General features: G+C 40.6%; 22 protein-coding genes. 20 read left to right on the plus strand and 2 right to left on the minus strand.

Annotated elements, in window-relative coordinates; genetic code table 11:
• The first annotated feature begins 2 nt into the window (after positions 1 to 2).
• From MF4642_RS01115 to pyrF, 17 genes are all read left to right on the plus strand, one after another.
• A complete protein-coding gene (locus MF4642_RS01115) occupies positions 3 to 344 on the plus strand; it encodes a PilZ domain-containing protein (RefSeq protein ID WP_078425021.1) in 342 nt (113 codons plus the stop codon).
• 26 nt (positions 345 to 370) lie between these two features.
• Positions 371 to 1,144, plus strand: a complete 774-nt coding sequence (locus MF4642_RS01120; protein WP_078425022.1) for a TatD family hydrolase — start codon at positions 371 to 373, stop codon at positions 1,142 to 1,144.
• A 45-nt stretch (positions 1,145 to 1,189) separates the two neighbouring features.
• Positions 1,190 to 1,804, plus strand: coding sequence for a TetR/AcrR family transcriptional regulator (locus MF4642_RS01125; protein ID WP_004696845.1), 615 nt, complete (start codon positions 1,190 to 1,192; stop codon positions 1,802 to 1,804).
• A gap of 12 nt (positions 1,805 to 1,816) precedes the next feature.
• Positions 1,817 to 2,386 (plus strand): type II secretion system protein, encoded by a 570-nt coding sequence (locus MF4642_RS01130; RefSeq protein ID WP_078425023.1) that lies wholly within the window; start codon positions 1,817 to 1,819, stop codon positions 2,384 to 2,386.
• A 34-nt stretch (positions 2,387 to 2,420) separates the two neighbouring features.
• Positions 2,421 to 2,822 (plus strand): type II secretion system minor pseudopilin GspI, encoded by a 402-nt coding sequence (gene gspI, locus MF4642_RS01135; protein WP_078425024.1) that lies wholly within the window; start codon positions 2,421 to 2,423, stop codon positions 2,820 to 2,822.
• Positions 2,819 to 3,439: a type II secretion system minor pseudopilin GspJ gene (gene gspJ / locus MF4642_RS01140; RefSeq protein WP_078425025.1), complete on the plus strand. Its 621-nt coding sequence runs from the start codon at positions 2,819 to 2,821 to the stop codon at positions 3,437 to 3,439. The genes gspI and gspJ overlap by 4 nt, the downstream gene beginning before the upstream one ends.
• Before the next feature lie 78 nt (positions 3,440 to 3,517).
• Positions 3,518 to 4,468, plus strand: coding sequence for a type II secretion system minor pseudopilin GspK (gene gspK, locus MF4642_RS01145; protein ID WP_078425067.1), 951 nt, complete (start codon positions 3,518 to 3,520; stop codon positions 4,466 to 4,468).
• Positions 4,469 to 4,590: 122 nt separating this feature from the next.
• A complete protein-coding gene (locus MF4642_RS01150; RefSeq protein WP_004984830.1) occupies positions 4,591 to 5,187 on the plus strand; it encodes a 6-pyruvoyl trahydropterin synthase family protein in 597 nt (198 codons plus the stop codon).
• A 41-nt stretch (positions 5,188 to 5,228) separates the two neighbouring features.
• Complete coding sequence (gene ung, locus MF4642_RS01155; RefSeq protein WP_004696856.1) at positions 5,229 to 5,942, plus strand: uracil-DNA glycosylase; 714 nt, start codon at positions 5,229 to 5,231, stop codon at positions 5,940 to 5,942.
• The gene (locus MF4642_RS01160) at positions 5,939 to 7,060 is read left to right on the plus strand and encodes an enoyl-CoA hydratase/isomerase family protein (RefSeq protein WP_078425026.1); all 1,122 of its coding nucleotides are present in this window, start codon (positions 5,939 to 5,941) and stop codon (positions 7,058 to 7,060) included. Before ung ends, MF4642_RS01160 begins: the two co-directional genes overlap by 4 nt.
• A gap of 5 nt (positions 7,061 to 7,065) precedes the next feature.
• A complete protein-coding gene (tadA, locus tag MF4642_RS01165; RefSeq protein WP_005401161.1) occupies positions 7,066 to 7,566 on the plus strand; it encodes a tRNA adenosine(34) deaminase TadA in 501 nt (166 codons plus the stop codon).
• A 75-nt stretch (positions 7,567 to 7,641) separates the two neighbouring features.
• Positions 7,642 to 8,073 (plus strand): SRPBCC family protein, encoded by a 432-nt coding sequence (locus MF4642_RS01170; protein ID WP_004696860.1) that lies wholly within the window; start codon positions 7,642 to 7,644, stop codon positions 8,071 to 8,073.
• Positions 8,074 to 8,090: 17 nt separating this feature from the next.
• Positions 8,091 to 8,774: a (d)CMP kinase gene (gene cmk / locus MF4642_RS01175; RefSeq protein ID WP_058869732.1), complete on the plus strand. Its 684-nt coding sequence runs from the start codon at positions 8,091 to 8,093 to the stop codon at positions 8,772 to 8,774.
• A gap of 113 nt (positions 8,775 to 8,887) precedes the next feature.
• Positions 8,888 to 10,564, plus strand: coding sequence for a 30S ribosomal protein S1 (gene rpsA, locus MF4642_RS01180; protein ID WP_004696863.1), 1,677 nt, complete (start codon positions 8,888 to 8,890; stop codon positions 10,562 to 10,564).
• 161 nt (positions 10,565 to 10,725) lie between these two features.
• Entirely contained in the window at positions 10,726 to 11,031 is a 306-nt protein-coding gene (locus MF4642_RS01185) for an integration host factor subunit beta (protein WP_004696865.1), read from the plus strand.
• A gap of 17 nt (positions 11,032 to 11,048) precedes the next feature.
• Positions 11,049 to 11,414 (plus strand): lipopolysaccharide assembly protein LapA domain-containing protein, encoded by a 366-nt coding sequence (locus MF4642_RS01190; protein ID WP_004696867.1) that lies wholly within the window; start codon positions 11,049 to 11,051, stop codon positions 11,412 to 11,414.
• A 238-nt stretch (positions 11,415 to 11,652) separates the two neighbouring features.
• On the plus strand, positions 11,653 to 12,333 hold the full coding sequence (gene pyrF, locus MF4642_RS01195; RefSeq protein ID WP_004984814.1) for an orotidine-5'-phosphate decarboxylase: 681 nt from the start codon (positions 11,653 to 11,655) through the stop codon (positions 12,331 to 12,333).
• 127 nt (positions 12,334 to 12,460) lie between these two features.
• Here pyrF and MF4642_RS01200 read toward each other — a convergent pair whose 3' ends face one another.
• A complete protein-coding gene (locus MF4642_RS01200; protein ID WP_004984813.1) occupies positions 12,461 to 13,369 on the minus strand; it encodes a lysine exporter LysO family protein in 909 nt (302 codons plus the stop codon).
• A 45-nt stretch (positions 13,370 to 13,414) separates the two neighbouring features.
• Positions 13,415 to 14,920, minus strand: a complete 1,506-nt coding sequence (locus tag MF4642_RS01205) for a flavin-containing monooxygenase (RefSeq protein ID WP_078425027.1) — start codon at positions 14,918 to 14,920, stop codon at positions 13,415 to 13,417.
• A gap of 148 nt (positions 14,921 to 15,068) precedes the next feature.
• Between MF4642_RS01205 and MF4642_RS01210 the strand changes: the two genes are divergently transcribed.
• From MF4642_RS01210 to MF4642_RS01220, 3 genes are all read left to right on the plus strand, one after another.
• Entirely contained in the window at positions 15,069 to 16,076 is a 1,008-nt protein-coding gene (locus MF4642_RS01210) for an AraC family transcriptional regulator (RefSeq protein ID WP_058951881.1), read from the plus strand.
• A gap of 85 nt (positions 16,077 to 16,161) precedes the next feature.
• Positions 16,162 to 17,313, plus strand: a complete 1,152-nt coding sequence (gene zapE, locus MF4642_RS01215; RefSeq protein WP_078425028.1) for a cell division protein ZapE — start codon at positions 16,162 to 16,164, stop codon at positions 17,311 to 17,313.
• Between the two features lie 362 nt (positions 17,314 to 17,675).
• Positions 17,676 to 19,838 (plus strand): malate synthase G, encoded by a 2,163-nt coding sequence (locus MF4642_RS01220; protein WP_078425029.1) that lies wholly within the window; start codon positions 17,676 to 17,678, stop codon positions 19,836 to 19,838.
• Positions 19,839 to 19,935: the final 97 nt, after the last annotated feature.

Here is a 19,935-nt window from a genome sequence, read left to right on the forward strand (position 1 = left end):
TTATGCAACCACGTATGGGCGGAATCATTCAAGCCAATATTCCAGATAAAGCAACGTTATATGCAAGTTACATGCCTTTTGTGGTTGGTGGTGGTTTATTTATTCCATCCAAGCAACCTGTAAAAATGGGGGAGGAAGTCTTTGTTTTGGCAACATTGCCAGAGCAAGCACAGAAAATTCCTCTAACAGGTAAAGTGATTTGGATCTCGCAAAAGCAAAATGGAATCAAACTGCAAGGATTTGGTATTCAACTTTCTGGGGAGAAAGGGATTTATTACAAATCAGAAGCGGAAAAGTTGCTTGCAGGTCTTAAGTCTGAAGGGCGAACTAGTTACACTATGTAATTAAGTACATGAAGTAGGAAACGCCTGTGTTTGTAGATACGCATTGCCATTTAACCATGCTAGATTTAACCCCTTATGATGGGGATTTGGATTTAGCATTAGCGCAAGCACGTGCAGCGGGCGTTCATCGCTTTATGAGTATCTCGGTTGATCTTGATGATCATATTGAGCTAGCAAAAATTGCGGCACGGCATGATGATGTGGGCTATAGCGTCGGGGTGCATCCTTGTGAAGACCCTGAAACCATGGCTCGTGCGACCACAGACTATTTAATTGAGTTGGCGCAGCCTGAAAAAGTTTGGGCAATTGGTGAGACTGGGCTCGATTATTTTCATAGTACAGATTTTATCGCTGAGCAAAAAGACTGTTTTGCACGACATATTCATGCTTCACAAGCCGTAAAAAAACCAGTTGTTGTGCATACCCGTTCTGCCAAGCACGATACTGTCGATATTATTCGTGCCGAAAAATCGACCCATGGAATTTTGCATTGTTTTACAGAAGACTGGGAAACGGCTAAAGCTGTCTTAGACTGTGGTTATTATGTATCATTTTCAGGAATTGTATCTTTTAAAAATGCGCAAGATTTACGTGATGTGGCGAAGCAAGTTCCTTTAGATCGTTTGTTGATTGAGACGGATAGTCCTTATTTAGCCCCGATGCCATATAGAGGAAAGTCTAATGAGCCAAAGTACGTACCTTATGTAGCCAAAGCCTTGGCAGATGTATATGATAAGTCCTTAGAAGAGATGGCGTTCATCACAACACAGAACTTTGAAAACCTTCTCAACATGAAGTAAATAAATTGAAACGATAAAAGTGTATAAGAGAGTACTAGGGTGAAAATGGATCGTCAGGCTCAGTTTCGAGCAAGAGAAGCGTTAATTTTCCAAGTGGCTGAACAGTTACTTTTAGAAAATGGCGAAGCAGGAATGACCCTTGATGCATTGGCTGCGGAATTAGATCTAGCAAAAGGTACACTTTATAAGCATTTTCAAAGTAAAGATGAACTGTATATGTTGCTCATTATTCGTAATGAGCAGATGTTGCTTGAAATGATTAAAGATACAGATAAGCAGTTCCCTGAACATCTGGCTTTTTTTATGTTACACCATTTGCATCATCCTGAACGCACGGTGTTGTTTCATCAAATAGAAGAGCGATTATCGACAACGGGTGTTGGGATCTATCATTTATTTACTGAGCTTTATCAAATTCGAAAGCAACGTCTACGTTTAATTATCCGTATGACCGAGCGGTATTTGGAGTCAATAGAAAGTCAAATGACAGTTCGTGATTATTTGGCATCTATTTGGTCTTTAACGCATGGTGCAGCTGCGATTTTGAACTCTAGTTTTTATCAACGGTATTTGGGTTCTCGTGATACTTTGCGCGTGGCCTACATTGACCAAGCTCTGGCGATGCCTAAACAAACGGGCGCAGCAGGATATCTTGCTTAGCGGATAGGATGTATGAAACAGAAACCACCTTCAAGGATTCAAGGATTTACACTGGTTGAATTGATGGTGGTTATTGTTATTATGGCCATTATGGCGTCATTGGTGATGTTGAATATCAATGGGGTCGATCAACGTAAAGCAGCGCAAGCCCGTGATTTTTTTATCATGGATGTACAGAAAATTGCACGTGAGGCAAATGATCAAGCACGTGTTTTGGCACTAGAGGTTCATCCTGCGACCGATGTGGCTGATTTTTCTTATGCTGTTGTTGAATATAAAAATCCTCAATTTACCATACCCACAGAACAACAAAATAATGCAATGCTGAATCATCAAAAATGGCAAAAATATAATGAGTTCCCGCAGCAAGTGTTAGCCAAAAATGTTTCTTTTGCTGTGCAATCCTTAGACTATGATGTTTCCCAAGCCCGAAACGATGATTTAACCCAAGAGAGTGCACCTAAACTGATTTGGTTGGGGAATGGCGAAGCAAAACCTGTTCGTATTCAATTTTATTATGCCAATGAGCCCGTGGGTGCAGAAATTGAAATTGATCATTTGGGTAAAATAAATGCGAGCTAAAGATTTAAAGAATAGTCTGCCGGCTTGCGCTCGGATGAAATATTATTTCATTAATCCTCGCTCAGGATTTACATTGCTGGAAGTGATGGTGGCTCTGGCTATTTTTGCTACAGCAGCGGTCGCTTTAACCAAAGTGGGTATGCAATATACTCAGTCTACAGCCCACGCCATCTTGCGTACCAAGGCACAATTTGTTGCCTTGAATGAAATTTCGATGATGGAAATCAATCGTGATTGGCTACAAGGCACGGCCTCTAAACAAATCACCCAACAAGGTGAAACTTGGCAAATTGATAAATCAGCGCAAGCAACGATTAGTACTAATGTGCAACGCGTCAATGTACAGGTGAGCTTGGTGAATACTGAAACTGGAAAAGTAGATTCGGGTGTTACGAGTTTAGTTTTTTTTAACCATCGTGATGGAAGCCAACCATGACAAAACGCTCAGGCTTTACTTTGGTTGAGTTATTGGTGGCAATCGCGATTTTTGCTGTGCTTTCAGCTTTGGGTTGGAAGGTTTTTGATTATCTGATCAAGATTAAAGAGCGTAATACCCAACATGAACAGCGCTTAGGTCAACTACAAGAAGCATATCAACAAGTGTTACGTGACACGGTGCAAATTGTACCAATTACTGCCAATGTTGCGGGGCAGGTTCAACCCGCAGTCATGTTGCAAAATGGTCAGTTGACCTTTAGTAAAACTGGCGTGACTGATCCTTTAATGCAAGGCATACCGCCTGAAGAGCGAGTTGAATATATTTATAAAGCAGATGAAAAAAAACTGTACCGTTATAAATATAAAAATTTAAATCAAACAGGTAATGATCAACCTGAAACCAGTGTTTTGCTTGATTCAGTTGATCAATTTCAAATTATGTTACTTAACCCCAATGAAATGGCACAATGGCCTGAGGTAGCATTGAGTGAAAATGATGTGACTCAGGCAAAAATACTACCGCGCGGTTTAAAAATAAACCTCACCGTCAATGACGTGAGTTATGAATGGGTGTTTAGTTTATTAAATACAGACTTTTTAAAACAAAAAAATTAAGTTGCAGGATATGAAACTCACGGACTCTATGCAAAATCATTTTTCCTTAAATGTCTTCGTTGTAAATAGGTGGATGTTTTGAAGCGCTCTCAGCATGGCATTGCATTGATCACCATTTTGGTGATGGTGGCTTTAGCAACCATCCTTGCGGCTACGATTGCGAAACATCAGCGCAATACCGCAGAGAGTACAGCCTATTTAATGCGACAAAACCAAGCTCTGTTATATGCAAAAAGTGCTGAAGCTTTTTTTTCTGAGTTATTGGTGGATGATGCTCAAAATGCAGCAGAGGTTGATCATCTACAAGAAACGTGGGCAAAGCCTATGCCTGCTTTTCCAGTGGAAGATGGTTTTGTTTCTGGACGTTTAGAAGATGAGTCAGGAAAATTTAATTTAAATGCTTTAGTTAAGTCGGATAAAAAGCCGAATGAGGCTGCAAAACTTTGGTTTGAAAAGCTATTGGTACGTGTTGGGTTGCCTGCGCAACTTTCAGAAGCAGTGATTGATTGGCAGGATGAAGATGATGAAGTCAGTGGGCCGATGGGTGCTGAATCTGCTTATTATCAAAGTTTAGCTCAGGGTTACTTGGCGCCAAATCGTACTTTTTATAATGTTGAACAGTTGAAATTGGTACGAGGTTTTGAGGGGCGCAACTATCAACTGATTGCACCTTATGTGAGTGCTTTACCGAATAATGAATTAAAGGTGAATATAAATACTGCACCTGCGCTGGTGTTGGCTAGCATTGATCCTAAGCTGGATGTATCTGCTATTCAAAATTTACAAAAGCAAAGACAGGCCAATTTGGAGCATTTTTCCAATGTTAATGAACTGTGGGAGGTTGATCCATTTAAACAAGTAGACGAGGCTCAGCGGGCTGCTGTTAATGATTTTCTCGGAGTTCAATCGAACTATTTTAAAGCCAGAATTGAAGTGTTGCTGAATGAGCGTAAGCGTCAGTTTAGTAGTGATTTGGTGCGAAAAGATCAAGCGGTATATGTGGCTTATCGGAGCATGTCACCGTTTTAAAGGGTAAATATAAGACTGATATGATTTACCAATTGGATTGAACAATAAAATAAATGAGCATAGGTTAACTTTTGCTTTATAATTAAAGTCAATTCTCAGAAAGTTTGATTGCATTACGGCATATGTTAATTCGTAAGTTATTTAAGTTTGAAAATGCCCATATTGTACGCAACTGTACATCGGATCGTTGTAAACGCTCCATTCATGGTCATAGTTATAAAGTTGAATTACTCCTCAAAGCATCGAAATTAGATCATGGTCAAATGGTTTATGACTTTGGCTTGCTGAAAGGGGTGATTAAAGACCTTTATGACTCTTTTGATCATGCGATTTGTTTTTGGCAAAACGATGATCCAGAATATATCCTAGCATGTAAAACCTTTAGTGCACGTTGGGTGTCGCTACCTGTTTCGCCATCGGCTGAACAATTTTCACGTATTTTCTTTTATCTTGCACAGCAAGTACTTGCGTCGACCGTGACTCAAAACGGTGAAGGCGATGTGGAAGTGTACTCGGTGATTGTGCATGAGACCGATACGGGCTATGCGCAGAGTTTTATTGAAGATATTGAAAATACACAGATGGGGCTTTTAGATTTAAGCCAGATTGAGTTTTCAGAACAAATCCAAGCGGAATGGGCGGACACTGAAATGTATACCAAATTAAAAGAAGGTATCCAATTTCACAATCCGAATGTAGAATTACAAGTCAAACTGTGAAATTTGTCACAGAATATACAGTAAGGGAATAAGGCACAAGTATGTCTTTAACAGAACAACAGCAAACCAAGCTTGATAAAATTCAGCTGGATGCCAGTTGGAAACATGGATTAAGTGACTTTTTGCTTAGTACAAAGATGGATGCGCTAAAGCAGTTTCTTGTTACAGAAATAAAAGCGAATAAAGTGATTTATCCGCCAAATGCGCTGATTTTTAATGCATTTAATACGACGCCTTTGGCGAATGTAAAAGTGGTAATACTCGGACAAGACCCATATCATGGACCGAATCAAGCACATGGGCTCAGTTTCTCTGTGCAAAAGGGGCTTGCTTTACCACCATCTTTACGTAATATTTTCCATGAGTTAAATAAAGATTTAGGAATTGATATTCCTAAACATGGGGATTTAACTCGGTGGGCGCAGCAAGGAGTTTTGCTGTTAAACAGTGTATTAACCGTTGAAGCTGGTCAACCCACATCTCATCAAAAACAAGGTTGGGAAGACTTTACCGATCATGTGATTGATGTTTTAAATGAACAGCGCGAGCATATTGTTTTTATTCTTTGGGGAGCATATGCGCAGCGGAAAGGACAACGGATTGATCAAGAAAAGCATTTGGTGTTAAAGGCGGCACATCCGTCACCTTTGGCAGCAAACCGTGGTGGATTCTTCGGTTGCAAAGTTTTTTCAAAATCCAATAATTATCTTAAACAACATGGCATTGAGCCTATAGATTGGCAGCTGGACGCATGACATATTCTCCCGTTTCTAAAAACTACCATCCAGATTTGATTGTAGAAGAAGCAAAAAATGGTTGGCGCATTGTTCGTCTGAATAGACCAAAATCACTTCACGCTTTAGATGAAACGATTGTTTCAGCTTTATTTGAAGTATTTCAAGATTTTCATTGCGATGACGCAGTAAAAGCCATTTGGTTGGATTCAACCACACCAAAAGCATTCTGTGCGGGTGGTGATGTACGTAAACTTCGTCAACTGGTTATTAATGATGAAGTTGAAACAGCCAATCAATTCTTTGAGCAAGAATATGCTTTAGATTTGTTACTACACAACTATGCTAAGCCTGTCTTGGTATGGGGTGAAGGTTATGTCATGGGTGGCGGTTTGGGTCTCTTTATGGCAGCGCCATTCCGTTTGGTGACGCCGCATTCACGATTAGCGATGCCTGAAATTAATATTGGTTTGTACCCAGATGTGGGTGCAACGCGTTTCTTAGCGGATCGTGGGGCAATTGGTTTGTTCACGGGCTTAACGGGTTCAATCATGACGGCTGCGGGCGCATATGGTATTGGTTGGGCAACACACATCTGTGATGCGCAGCGTAATACGGTGCTTGAGAAAGTTATCAATATAGACTGGAGTCATTATCCAGCAGGTGATTTTAGAGCCATTGATGACACATTAAACAGTATGCATCGTCCGGTAGGCCCAGGTCCATTACAGAACTCTTTGGATGTCATTCATAGTGTATGTCGTGGTGTGAACTTCGAGCATGATTATGATGCTATTGTTGGTTTAAGTGATGCGCGTAGCGATTGGCTTCGTCAAGCCAGTGAGAACTTACAAAAAGGCTCACCAACAACTGCTGCATTAACATGGTTGCTATGGCAGTGGGGCAAGCAGGTTCATTCTTGGAATGAAGTGTTCGAGCTTGAAACCCAAATTTCGGACTGGAAAATTCGTCATGCAGACTTTGTTGAGGGTGTGCGTGCGCGTTTAGTGGATAAAGACTTGTCACCAGCATGGAAACAAGGGGCTAGTAATAGCTTAAAGGGTATTTTCGCTGGTAATCCACCAACAACGAGCATTGAAAGCTGGAATGAACTCCTTAAACATTACGATGTAATCTAATCTTTATGACTGATGTTTTAAAAATAGATAGTGAATGGATGCAGCTTGCTTTAGAGCAGGCTGCTATTGCAGCGTCAAAAGGTGAAGTCCCGGTCGGGGCAGTCATTGTGAGTCAAAATAAAATTATTGGTTCGGGCTTTAATGCGCCTATTACGCTAAATGACCCTACCGCGCATGCTGAGGTTCAAGCACTTCGCGATGCTTGCCAAAATACACAAAATTATCGTTTACCTGATGATGCGGTCATGTATGTGACGCTTGAGCCTTGTACCATGTGTGTAGGTGCTTTGGTGCATGCACGCGTTTCAAAAGTGGTATTTGGTGCGACAGAGCCGAAAGCGGGTTCTCTTATAAGTGCACGTAAATTATTTGAAACGGGTTATTATAATCATCAGTTCTTGGTTGAGTCGGGTTGTTTACATGAGCAATGCTCACAGCAGCTCAGTCACTTTTTTAAAATGCGCCGCGAACAAAAGCGACTATCCCGTCTACAAGAAAAGGGATGAATGAATTCGTAAAATAATAATTTCATGTAAAATGAAATGACAATAATTATTGTCAAATAAAGCGCTGGAACCACCATGAACAATATTCAGATTAAAAAAGAATTTAATGCACCCGTAGAGCAGGTGTTTGATTTACTTTCTAAACACTCAACCTATAACGTCGCTTTTGCACCAGTTCAAGTGGTGCGAGTGAAAGATTCAGCAGATCCAGAACGTCCGGATGGGCTTGGTTCTGTGCGTCGTATGGGTTTTGGTCCAATTAAACCACTACAAGAGCAAATTACATTAATGAATGTGAATGAGCGTATTGAATACAAGATTATTAAAAATCCACTCATCAAACATCATTTGGGTATTATTGAGTTTGAGCCGATTGACTCGAATAAAACTTTAGTAACCTATACGATTGAATTACAGGCACGTGCACCTTTTGTAAGTAAATTAATCCTTGCACAGCTTAAATCTGCGATTAAACTAGGTTTTTCGAAACTCGCTAAATCTGTATAACAAACTTTGGGTAAGCAATGACAGTTCAAATAATCACAATTGATGGTCCAAGTGGTTCGGGTAAGGGCACACTGGCTGCGAAAATAGCAGCCCATTATCAATTTCATTTACTTGATTCGGGAGCGTTATATCGCTTGTTGGGCCTGTCATTGCATCAACAAGATTTGTTGGATGCTTTGTCAAGCGAACTGAGTCAGTGTGTCGAAATTGCTAAACATTTAGACATACAATTTTTAAGTTCTGCACAAGACACACAAGTCTTGCTCAATGGTGAGGATGTTAGTCAAACCATTCGAACTGAGCGAGTTGGTGAGTTTGCATCAAAAGTTGCAACAATTCCTGAGCTTAGAGCTGCGCTGGTCGATCGCCAGCATGCTTTTGCACAAGCACCAGGCTTGGTTGCAGATGGTCGAGACATGGCCACATCCATCTTTCCAGAGGCTCAAGCCAAGATTTATTTAACCGCTTCAGCCCAATCTCGTGCTGAACGCAGAGTAAAGCAGTTGCAGGGTATGGGGCTGGATGCTAAAATAAACGATATTTTAGCTAATATTGAGGCGCGTGATAAACGTGACATGGAGCGCGAAGTTGCTCCACTCAGACCAGCAGCTGATGCCTACATTATTGATAGTTCTGAATTGAACATTGATGAGGTATTTCAGCTTATGACGGCTTATATCGATAAGCAATTAGCAAACTAACGAATTTTTATATTCAGCAGAAGCATAGCTTGATCAGTTCAAAATGGACTATGTAGACGCTTAACTAAACCGGCCTTGTCTGATCCAAGACCGCTGACTTTATCAGGTATATCATGACCGAATCTTTTGCAGCCCTCTTTGAAGAAAGCGAATTAAACCTCAACGTTGAAAAGGGTGCTGTCATCCAAGGCGTTGTAGTAAACATCGATTCTGATTGGGTAACAGTTGACACTGGCCTTAAATCAGAAGGTATTGTTGACCGCGCTGAATTCTTAAATGAACAACGCGAACTTGAAGTTCAAGTTGGCGACACTGTTGATGTTGTTGTTGAAGCGCTTGACAACGGCATGGGTCAAACAGTTTTATCACGTGAAAAAGCGAAACGTGCTGAAACTTGGACTAAACTTGAAAAAATCTTTGAAGACGGCGAAATCGTTACTGGTGTTATCTCTGGTAAAGTTAAAGGCGGTTTCACTGTTGACATCGGTCCAGTTCGTGCGTTCCTTCCAGGTTCTTTAGTTGATACTCGTCCTATTCGTGATACTACTCACTTAGAAGGTAAAGAGTTAGAATTCAAAGTAATCAAACTTGATGCTAAACGTAACAACGTTGTTGTATCTCGTCGTGCTGTTATGGAAGCTGAATCTTCAGCTGACCGTGAAGCTCTTCTTGCTCAGCTTGAAGAAGGTCAAACAGTTACTGGTACTATCAAAAATCTTACTGACTACGGCGCATTCGTTGACCTTGGCGGTATTGATGGTCTTCTTCACATCACTGACATGGCTTGGAAGCGTATCAAGCACCCATCAGAAGTTGTTGAAGTTGGTCAAGAAGTTACTGTTAAAGTACTTAAGTTTGACAAAGAACGTAACCGCGTATCTTTAGGTCTTAAGCAATTAGGCGAAGATCCATGGTTAGCGATCATGAACCGTTACCCTAAAGGTTCAATCGTTAAAGCTCGCGTAACTAACTTAACTGACTACGGCTGTTTTGCAGAAATCGCTGAAGGCGTTGAAGGTTTAGTACACGTTTCTGAAATGGACCACACTAACAAAAACATCCACCCATCTAAAGTTGTTCAGATTGGTGACGAAGTTGATGTTATGGTTCTTGAAGTTGACGAAGAGCGTCGTCGTATTTCTCTTGGTATCAAACAAACTCGTGCTAACCCATGGGAAGAGTTTGCTAAGAACCACGACAAAGGTGAAAAAGTTTCAGGTACGATCAAGTCAATCACTGACTTCGGTATCTTCATCGGTTTACCAGGCGGTATCGATGGTCTAGTTCACTTGTCTGACATTTCTTGGAACGAACAAGGCGAAGAAGCTATCCGTCGTTACAAGAAAGGTGACACAGTTGAAGCGGTTATCTTGTCTGTAGACGCTGAAGGCAACCGTATCAGCCTTGGCATCAAGCAAATGAACAGCGATCCGTTCAACGATTTCTTAGCTGCTAACGAACGCGGTGCACTTGTAAAAGGTACTGTAACTGCTGTTGACGCTCGTGGCGCAACACTTAAGTTAGCTGACGAAGTTGAAGCGACTCTTAAAGCATCTGAAATCAACCGCGACCGCGTTGAAGATGCAACTAAGTTCCTTGAAGTTGGTCAAGAAGTTGAAGCGAAAATCATCAACGTAGATCGTAAATCTCGCTCTATCAACTTGTCTATCAAAGCGAAAGACGAAGCTGAAGAGAAAGAAGCAGTTGCTAACTTGAAGACAGCAACTACTGGTCAAGACAATGGTCCTAAGACTATTGGTGATTTGATCAAAGCTCAAATGGGCAACTAAGTAGATGTTTGAATTGTATTGTTAATGTAAGTTAACTAATACTTTTTACACAAATACAATAAACGGTAGCGTAGTATTCACTTATTACGCTACCGTTTTGTATTTAAACAGGTTATTATCAATCTATCTACAAGGTAGCTTGATAATTAAAGAGGTCGCAGATGACTACTGAAGCACTTAATAAGTCTGACTTAATAGAGCGTATTTCTCTTAAAAACCCGCACTTAGCAGAGCCATTAGTGGAAGAAGCTGTTAAGATTATGATTGATCAAATGATTGCATCTTTGTCTTCAGATAATCGTATTGAAATTCGTGGTTTTGGTAGTTTTGCACTCCATCACCGTGAGCCTCGTGTTGGGCGTAATCCTAAAACGGGTAAGTCGGTAGAAGTGGCTGCTAAAGCTGTTCCACATTTCAAACCAGGTAAAGCATTACGTGATGCAGTAAACGAGACTGCAGGCGAATAAAATTTATTGGGGTGCTTATGCGTTACGTATTATTCGCATTATTAATTGTACTGTTTGGCTACTGCCTAGCTTTGGTGCTACAAAACGGAACTGAGCTAACCGTTGATCTGTTGTTTATACAGGTTCCAGCAATGCGTTTAGGTCTATTGTTATTATTGACAATGGCTTTAGGGATTGTGTTGGGTTTGTTAATTGGTGTTCAGGTATTTCGTGTATTCCAGAAAGGTTGGGAAATTAAGCGACTACGTAAAGACATTGATCACCTTCGTAAAGAGCAGATTCAATCCGCTCAGCTGGCTGCTGCTGAAGCTGCAGCACATACAAGACATGAAAAAACGGTGTTAGATATCAATCCTAATGATCGTCCATCTACACCGCTTTAAGCCACAATACTTGTTAAGATTTTTATCTTAGAAGTATTGAAGCAAGTTTGATTTAAACGCCTTTGGATATATAATCAAAGGCGTTTTTTATTGTGCTTTAATATATTGATAACTATATAAAAAGTATATGAATAAAGAACTTAGTTTGAATTTTAAATAGTTTTTAGAAAAATAGTCTTGGTCGTTTTGGGCTTAATCCGTATAATGCCATAATTTTGTGAGTTTGAAGGGTCTCCCCATGAGTATTATTGTTGCCTTAGACGCAAAAAGTCATTATGACGCAATGACGATTGCTGGGCAATTAGACCCTCAATTATGCCGTGTAAAAGTCGGTAAAGAATTATTTACCCATGAAGGCTCATCTATTGTTAAAGCTTTACATGGTGAAGGCTTTGAAGTCTTTCTAGATCTAAAATTTCACGATATTCCAAATACGACTGCGCAAGCGGTATGTGCTGCTGCAGATATGGGTGTTTGGATGGTAAACGTCCATGCTTCAGGTGGCCGTAAAATGATGGAAACCTGCGTTGAGCGCTTAAAGGCTGGCAACTATAACACTCAACTAATTGCAGTAACGGTGTTAACCTCGATGGGACGTGAAGATTTAGCCGATATTGGTCTGGATATTGAACCATTTGAACAAGTCAAGCGTCTAGCAAAACTGACTAAAGACAGTGGTTTAGATGGTGTGGTATGTTCAGCGCAAGAAGCAAAAATGCTGCGTGAGGCTTTGGGTTCAGAGTTTGCCTTGGTGACGCCGGGCATTCGCCCTGAGGGTTCAAGTGCGGATGACCAAAAGCGTATTGTAACGCCAAAACAAGCAATGTTAGACGGTGCAACACACCTAGTGATTGGTCGACCAATTACACAGTCTGCAAACCCGTGTCAGATGCTCAAAGATATTTTAGCGACGCTTTAAGCGACTAGAAATCTAAAAAGCCTTTCATTCGAAAGGCTTTTTTATGGATTAAATTTTAAAAAGAATTGTTGGTGAGCGAAGTGGCAATAGCAAAATAAAAAGACAGCATTGAATAGAGCGCTACGCTTTATAGTGCAGCCAATACGCTGACGACAATTGGTGCCAAAACTGACAGGATGAAACCGCTCACCATGGCATGTGGAATAAAGTCATTCCCACAGGCTTGTTTGACCATCGGTAGTGTAACATCCATTGCTGTAGCACCTGCAGATGAAATCGCAGAGCGGGGGTAACGCCAGCCAATGATATACATAAACACAATCGCAAAGATTTCTCTGAACAAATCATTCATCAGTGCAATACTGCCTAAATGTGCATTCTTTAACTCTGTGACCACAATGCCAGTCATGGAGTAGAAACCATAACCTTGAGATAACATAATCAAGTCTTTTAGTTGAATGCTCGGCACAAAATAGGCCGTTACAAACGCCCCGATAATTGAACCCAGAATACAACCAAGTGGAACGAGCAGTATTTTCCAGTTCAACCATGAGCGATCAAGTGGTGAATAGGCCAAATCAAGCCCGATCAGGAACATGAAAACCAGTAACAAGTTCCATGTACTGATATGAAGTGTATAGCCGAAACCTGAAGATAGCTCTGCCAAGCCATAACCCAAGGCCAGTGCGATAAATGCATAACTGATATTGATTAATGACTTGCTCACAAGGCTCATGGATACTTTGCCATGACTCGGTTGGTAGCCCAAAAGTTTAAATAATATGTAACAACAGACGAAAGCACCGATACTGGTCATAACTGCTAAAAGCGCTGCATGATTGAGTATCTGCCAAGGTTCGGCAATGCTATGCAAAGTCGTTGAAAACTCAATCGCAATTGCAATTAAGAGTATATATGTAAAATAGGGCAGGATTTGAAAGGCAAGTCGTTCAAGCCATTTGGGTAAACGACGCGCCAAAACAAATCCAAGTGCTAAACAAATAAGAAGCTGAAAAATCAACCAAAACGATTGCATGTCAAATAAAGTGTGAAAAAATACTAACTTATTATGACCGCGATCTTAATTTATTGCTTGACTATCTTGCTTAGAATTTAAAAAACGATAGTCTGCTGGATTGGCTTTTCGTGTTTTTAGCCAATACTTCCATGTATAGCTGGGCCATAAAGAGAAATTTTTCCCATCCGCTTGTTGATACCAGCTGACGCAGCCAGATTGCCAAATGGTATCTGTAAATTGACTTTGTAAATGCTGATTAAATTGGTCTTGAATATCTGCTTTCACAACGATTGCTTGAGATTGGGTTTTTTGTGCCATCTCGATGAGCTGTAGAATGTAATTTACTTGTGACTCAATCATAAAAATAACCGAGTTATGACCTAAGACTGTATTGGGCCCTAAAAGCTGAAATAAGTTTGGGAAACCTTTGGTGCTAATCCCATAGAAGCTTTCGGCTCCATCTTTCCACGCGTCTGTAAGCTCAACATGATTCAGCCCTGTACAGCTAAAGGATTTAAGATAAATACGTGGGTCAGTCACAAACCCTGTGCCATAGATGAGGCAATCAATAGGACGCTTTTTTCCATCTTTGGTGATGATACTGTCCTCAGTTAATTCCAAAATATCATTGGTAACCAACTCCACATTTTTACGGTTGAAGCTTGGATAATATTTGTTGGAGACCAAGATGCGTTTACAACCCATAATATAGTTGGGAATCAGCTTATCTGCGGTTTCAGGGTCTTTGACTTGATGGTGAATATACGCTTCTGCTAGTTTTTGTGCATATTTCATGACCTTTGGTTTCATAATGGGAACTACACGAGATTCATTTGTCCAATACAGACGAGCTCGATGAATTTTTCGAAACCAATCAAATCGATTAAACAGTGTTTTCTCAATCGGTAAATAACGACGTTCATCCCGAGGAATAACCCATGCAGCTGTCCTTTGTAGTACGTAGAGTTGCTTCACTTTTTCTGCAATTTCAGGAATATATTGAATCGCGCTACCCCCAGTGCCAATAGAGGCAACATTTTTATTGCTGAGGTCATAGTTATGATCCCACTGTGATGAATGGAAAACTTTGCCTTTAAATTTCTCGATACCCGAAATACGCGGAATTTGCGGTACATGCAGTGGACCAGATGCGAAAATAACAAATTGAGCGGTCAGAGTTTCATTTTGATTAAGGGTGAGTTGCCATAAACACTGATTGTCTAAGTAATGTGCAGCACACACTTCGGTGTTAAAGCGGATATAAGGCTGCAATTGATGTTCAGCGGTAAGTGTTTGCATGTATTGATAAATTTCAGGTGCTTCAGCATAACGTTTAGACCAGTCGGTCTTGGGTGAAAAAGACAAGGAGTAGAGATGTGACTGTACATCACAAGCAGCGCCCGGATATTGGTTTTCACGCCATGTGCCACCTATTTCACTGGCTTTTTCCAAAATTACAAAATCACGAATATTATTTTGCAAAAGGCGAATAGCCATCGCTAAGCCACCAAAGCCTGCACCAATAATGGCGATTTTTACCTGCGGGGGTGTTGAATTTGCTGCCTGCATTTGTTTTTCCTTTTTGTTTTACTTTATTGTAGAGCAACTATCCAGAAGGTCTATGATAGCCCTGACAAGAAAATTGATAGATTCGGCAATTGTTGTACGCTAGGTGGCTGTAGTAAAACATAGGCCAATATTTTGCTTTTAATTGATTATGAAACGTTCTGTACTTGGCTTGATGTATTTGATTCAAGGAATGCGTAAAGCAGGAGTCGCAGTCGATCAAAAGTTACAAAGCATTGGCTTACGTGTGGAGTCGCTTGATCCGAATGCGATCATTCATCCTGCTCTAGAGTGGGATATTTTGAAAATCATTGCAGAGGATATTGAGCCTGAGCAAGGCTTGTTCATTGGTCAGCATTATGTCTTGGCAGGATATGGCCCTTTACTGATGTTATTGATGACCAGTCCAACGACACACACCGCTTTAGAGCAAGGTATTCGTTATCAAAGTTTGACGCATTTGAGTGGCTTATTGGGTTTGAAAAAACAAAATGATCAAGTCGCACTGTGTTATCTACCGAGAGACTTGCAAACCCCTGTGGGACAGTTGCGTGCACATTCTGAAATAGCGGGAACCTATAAGTTTTTACAAGATATTTATAAGATGATTGGGCTGGAGATGCCTGAGATTCGAATTACATTACCGATTGCACGACCTGAAGATGCGAAAAAACTGGTGCTCTATCAGCAGGTTTATGGTCAGCAAGTGAGTTTTGGTACGCAGCAAGCTGAATTTTGGTTTGATGAGTGGGTTTTAAATGTACCAATTCCTTCAGCAGATTTGATGACATTTAACGTTTATGCAGGAAAATGTCAGGCGGAATTACAACGTTTGGAAGAAACGGCAGAGCAACCGAGTCTGATTCAGCGGGTACAGGATTATTTGGAGTTACAACGCGGTTTACTGCCGACCATGGCTGAAACTGCACAAGCGTTGAATTTGCCAGAGCGAACCTTAAGACACCAGTTGCAACAGTTAAATAGCAGTTATAAACAAATTCGTGAGCAATTAATGAAAGACCGTGCACTACATTTGATGGAATATCAGGAATATTCCATTGAAATGATTGCAGAGTTATTGGGTTACTCGGAGCCTGCAGCCTTTAATCATGCATTTAAACGGTGGTTTGGTTACAGTCCACGACAATATGGGAAATAGCCTAAGCATAATTATGCCAAAGTGTTATATATTAACTTTTCCACTCCGCTATAATTGATATAGCCTAAAAACAGTATTAAATGATATGTCAGATTTTAATTCACCTACCGCATTCAGTCCTTTATCTCCTGCAGAGCGTTATGCTCAAGCCTTAGCATCTGGGCAGTTCATGTCTGATGAGGCACAAGCTCAGGCCGTTCATGAGTTGGATCGCGTTTGGCATGAATTAATTCAACGTTTTAAGGCATCTAAAAAAGCATTCCGTCGTTTCCGTCGTCAAACTTCTCCCCGTGGTGTATATATGTGGGGCGGTGTAGGCCGGGGTAAAACATGGTTGATGGATCAGTTTTATGACTCAATTCCGTTTCGTCGTAAAACACGGATGCACTTTCACCATTTTATGCAACATGTACATCGTGAGCTCAACAAGCTTTCAGGTCAGCGTAACCCTTTAGATGCGGTTGCAGATCAAATTTATAAAGAAGCAGTGGTTATTTGTTTCGATGAGTTCTTCGTCTCGAATGTGACGGATGCCATGATTCTTAGTGATTTGTTCCAAAAGCTTTTTGCACGTGGCATTACCTTGGTGGCAACCTCAAACATTGCGCCAGATGGTTTATATAAAAACGGCATTCACCGCGATCGTTTCATTCCAACCATTGAAATGGTGAAACAGCAGTGTGTGATTTTAAATGTAGATGCAGGCGTGGACTACCGTTTACGTGTTTTGAAACAAGCGCAACTCTTTAAATCTCCTTTAACACATGAGCACCAACGTTGGATCGCACAGCGTTTTAGTGCATTGACACAAACTCAAACCATTTCAGATGAGCCGATTATTATTAATAATCGTATTGTAGAAACGGTCGGGCATACTGAAGATGTTTTATGGTGTGAGTATTCAGAGCTGTGTTTAAAACCACGTAGTCCTGCTGACTTTATCGAAATTGCAAATATTTATAATACTGTGTTGGTGAGTAATGTTCCGCATTTGACCGATTATCTTTCTGAAGGGACACGTCGTTTTATCTATCTGGTCGATGAATTTTATGACCGTGGAGTAAAACTGATTTTAACCTCAGAAGATACGATTATTGACCTGTATTCTGGTGATAAATTGGCCTTTGAAATTGAACGCACGCGTTCACGTTTATTGGAAATGCAATCAGATGATTACTTGAATGAAGCGCATCGACAAATACAAGCAGAAGCTGGGAAGCAACAAGAAGAAATTTAGAACTTAAAGCATCCGAAAGGATGCTTTTTTTATGTGCATTTTCATTGTTTAATTTATCGACTTTTTTTTATAAACATGGCTTAATCAGGGTTGAAAACAGGGAGAATATTGGTTTTAAGTGTAAAATATAAGCAAAACTGCACTTAAGTCTAATTTCGACATTTCAAAAACTTAATAAACTATTAAAGAGCATTTTGTAAATTGATAATGCTTGTGCCTTGAGCAGTATTTTATTTGGTAGTTTGTATATTTTATTAAATAAAAAATGATCACTATTTCGCACGGTGATATTACTATTCAGCCAAGTTTAAATCGGTATACTAGAATCTCTTGTATAAAAAGTAGCAATATCAGGAAAGACAATGACTGCACGTATTCAAAAAGGCAAGTTAGCGATTGCTAAAGAACTTTACGATTTCATCGAAAATGAAGCACTTCCAGGTTCAGGTTTGGACAGTGAAACTTACTGGAAAAACTTTGAACAAGTCGTTGTCGATCTTAGCCCAAAGAACAAAGCACTATTGGCTAAGCGTGACGACATTCAAGCGAAGATCGATGAATGGCACCGCAACAACAAATTTGAACTTGGAGCTTACAAAGCTTTCCTTACTGAAATTGGCTACTTAGTACCAGAAGTAGAAGATTTCCAAATCAGCACAGAAAATGTAGATGAAGAAATCGCATTATTGGCTGGTGCGCAATTGGTGGTACCTGTGCGTAATGCACGTTACTGCTTAAATGCTGCAAACGCACGTTGGGGCTCTTTATACGACGCACTTTACGGTTTTGATGTGATCCCAGAAGACGGTGGCGCGGAAAAAGGTAAAGGCTATAACCCTGTACGTGGCGACAAAGTTATTGCATTTGCTAAAAACTTCTTAAATGAAACCTTCCCATTAGCAAATGGTTCGCATGTTGATGCGACAAAATATGCAGTTGAAGGCAAAAAGTTAGTTGTGACGTTAAAAGACGGTTCGACATCGACTTTGGCTAAAGAAGCACAATTTGTTGGTTTTAATGGCGAAGAATCTGCTCCAACAGAAATTGTACTTTTAAACAACGGCCTACACGTTGTAATTGAAATTGATGCGAACAGCCCAATTGGTAAAACAGATGCCGCTGGCGTAAAAGATTTAGTGCTTGAAGCTGCTGTAACGACTATTCAAGACTTAGAAGATTCGATCGCTGCTGTAGATGCAGAAGAGAAAGTTGAAGGCTACCGTAACTGGTTAGGTTTGATGAAAGGTACACTTTCAGAGTCTATCGAGAAAAATGGTAAAACCGTTACGCGTACTTTGAATAAAGACCGTACGCACAAAAACTTGATTGGTGGTGAAACGAAACTTCATGGCCGTTCATTGATGCTTCTTCGTAACGTGGGTCACCTCATGACCAACCCTGCGATCTTGGTAGATGGTGCTGAAATTTACGAAGGTATCATGGATGCATTAATCACTCCGCTATTGTCTTTCGCAGATATCAAAGGCGAAAACGAAAACAAGAACTCTCGTAAAGGTTCTATGTACATCGTAAAACCTAAAATGCATGGTCCTGAAGAAGTTGCTTTTGCTATTGAGTTGTTTGAGCGTTCAGAACAAGCGCTTGGCTTGCCTGCAAAAACTTTAAAAATCGGTATCATGGATGAAGAACGTCGTACTTCTGTAAATTTGAAAAACTGTATTGCGCAAGCAAAAGACCGCACGATCTTCATTAACACTGGTTTCATGGACCGTACTGGTGATGAAATCCATACCTTTATGGAAGCAGGTCCATTCGTTCGTAAGGGTGAAGTGAAATCACAAATTTGGTTCCCAGCATATGAAAACCGTAATGTAATGATCGGTCTTCAAGCGGGCTTACGTGGTAAAGCACAAATTGGTAAAGGCATGTGGCCAAAACCAGACATGCTTTTAGACATGTATAAAACCAAGATTGAACATCCAGAAGCGGGCGCAAGCTGTGCATGGGTTCCATCTCCATCTGGTGCTGTCATTCACGCGATTCACTACCACCAGTGCAACGTGTCTGAGCGTCAAAAAGAATTATTGAATACTCAGCCTTTATCATTAGATGATTTGTTAACACCGCCTTTAGCAACAGATACCAACTGGACTGAAGAAGAGAAAACCAAAGAGCTTGAAAATAACCTTCAAGGGATCTTGGGTTATGTTGTGCGTTGGGTTGACTTGGGGGTAGGTTGTTCGAAAGTTCCAGACATCAACAACGTGGGTTTAATGGAAGACCGTGCAACTTTACGTATTTCATCTCAACACGTTGCTAACTGGTTGCGTCATGGCATCGTATCTGCGGCGCAAGTTGAAGAAGTGATGCAGCGTATGGCGAAAATCGTTGATGAGCAAAACGCAAACGATCCGCTTTACACCCCTATGGCGCCAAACTTCGATGGTTATGCATACAAAGCAGCTTATGACCTTGTGTTTAAAGGTGGTGAGCAGCCATCAGGTTATACAGAGCCACTTCTGCATGCTGCACGCTTGAAGTTAAAAGGTTATACAGGTGACTAATCTGTAAAGCTAAAAAAGCCTCTTCGGAGGCTTTTTTATTGGCTGGAATAAGTCGCACTATGTCTATGGAGGAAAACAATAAGACTGATTTAATTTT

It is taken from the genome of Acinetobacter sp. MF4642, assembly GCF_002018925.1.
Taxonomy (GTDB): Bacteria; Pseudomonadota; Gammaproteobacteria; order Pseudomonadales; family Moraxellaceae; genus Acinetobacter; species Acinetobacter johnsonii.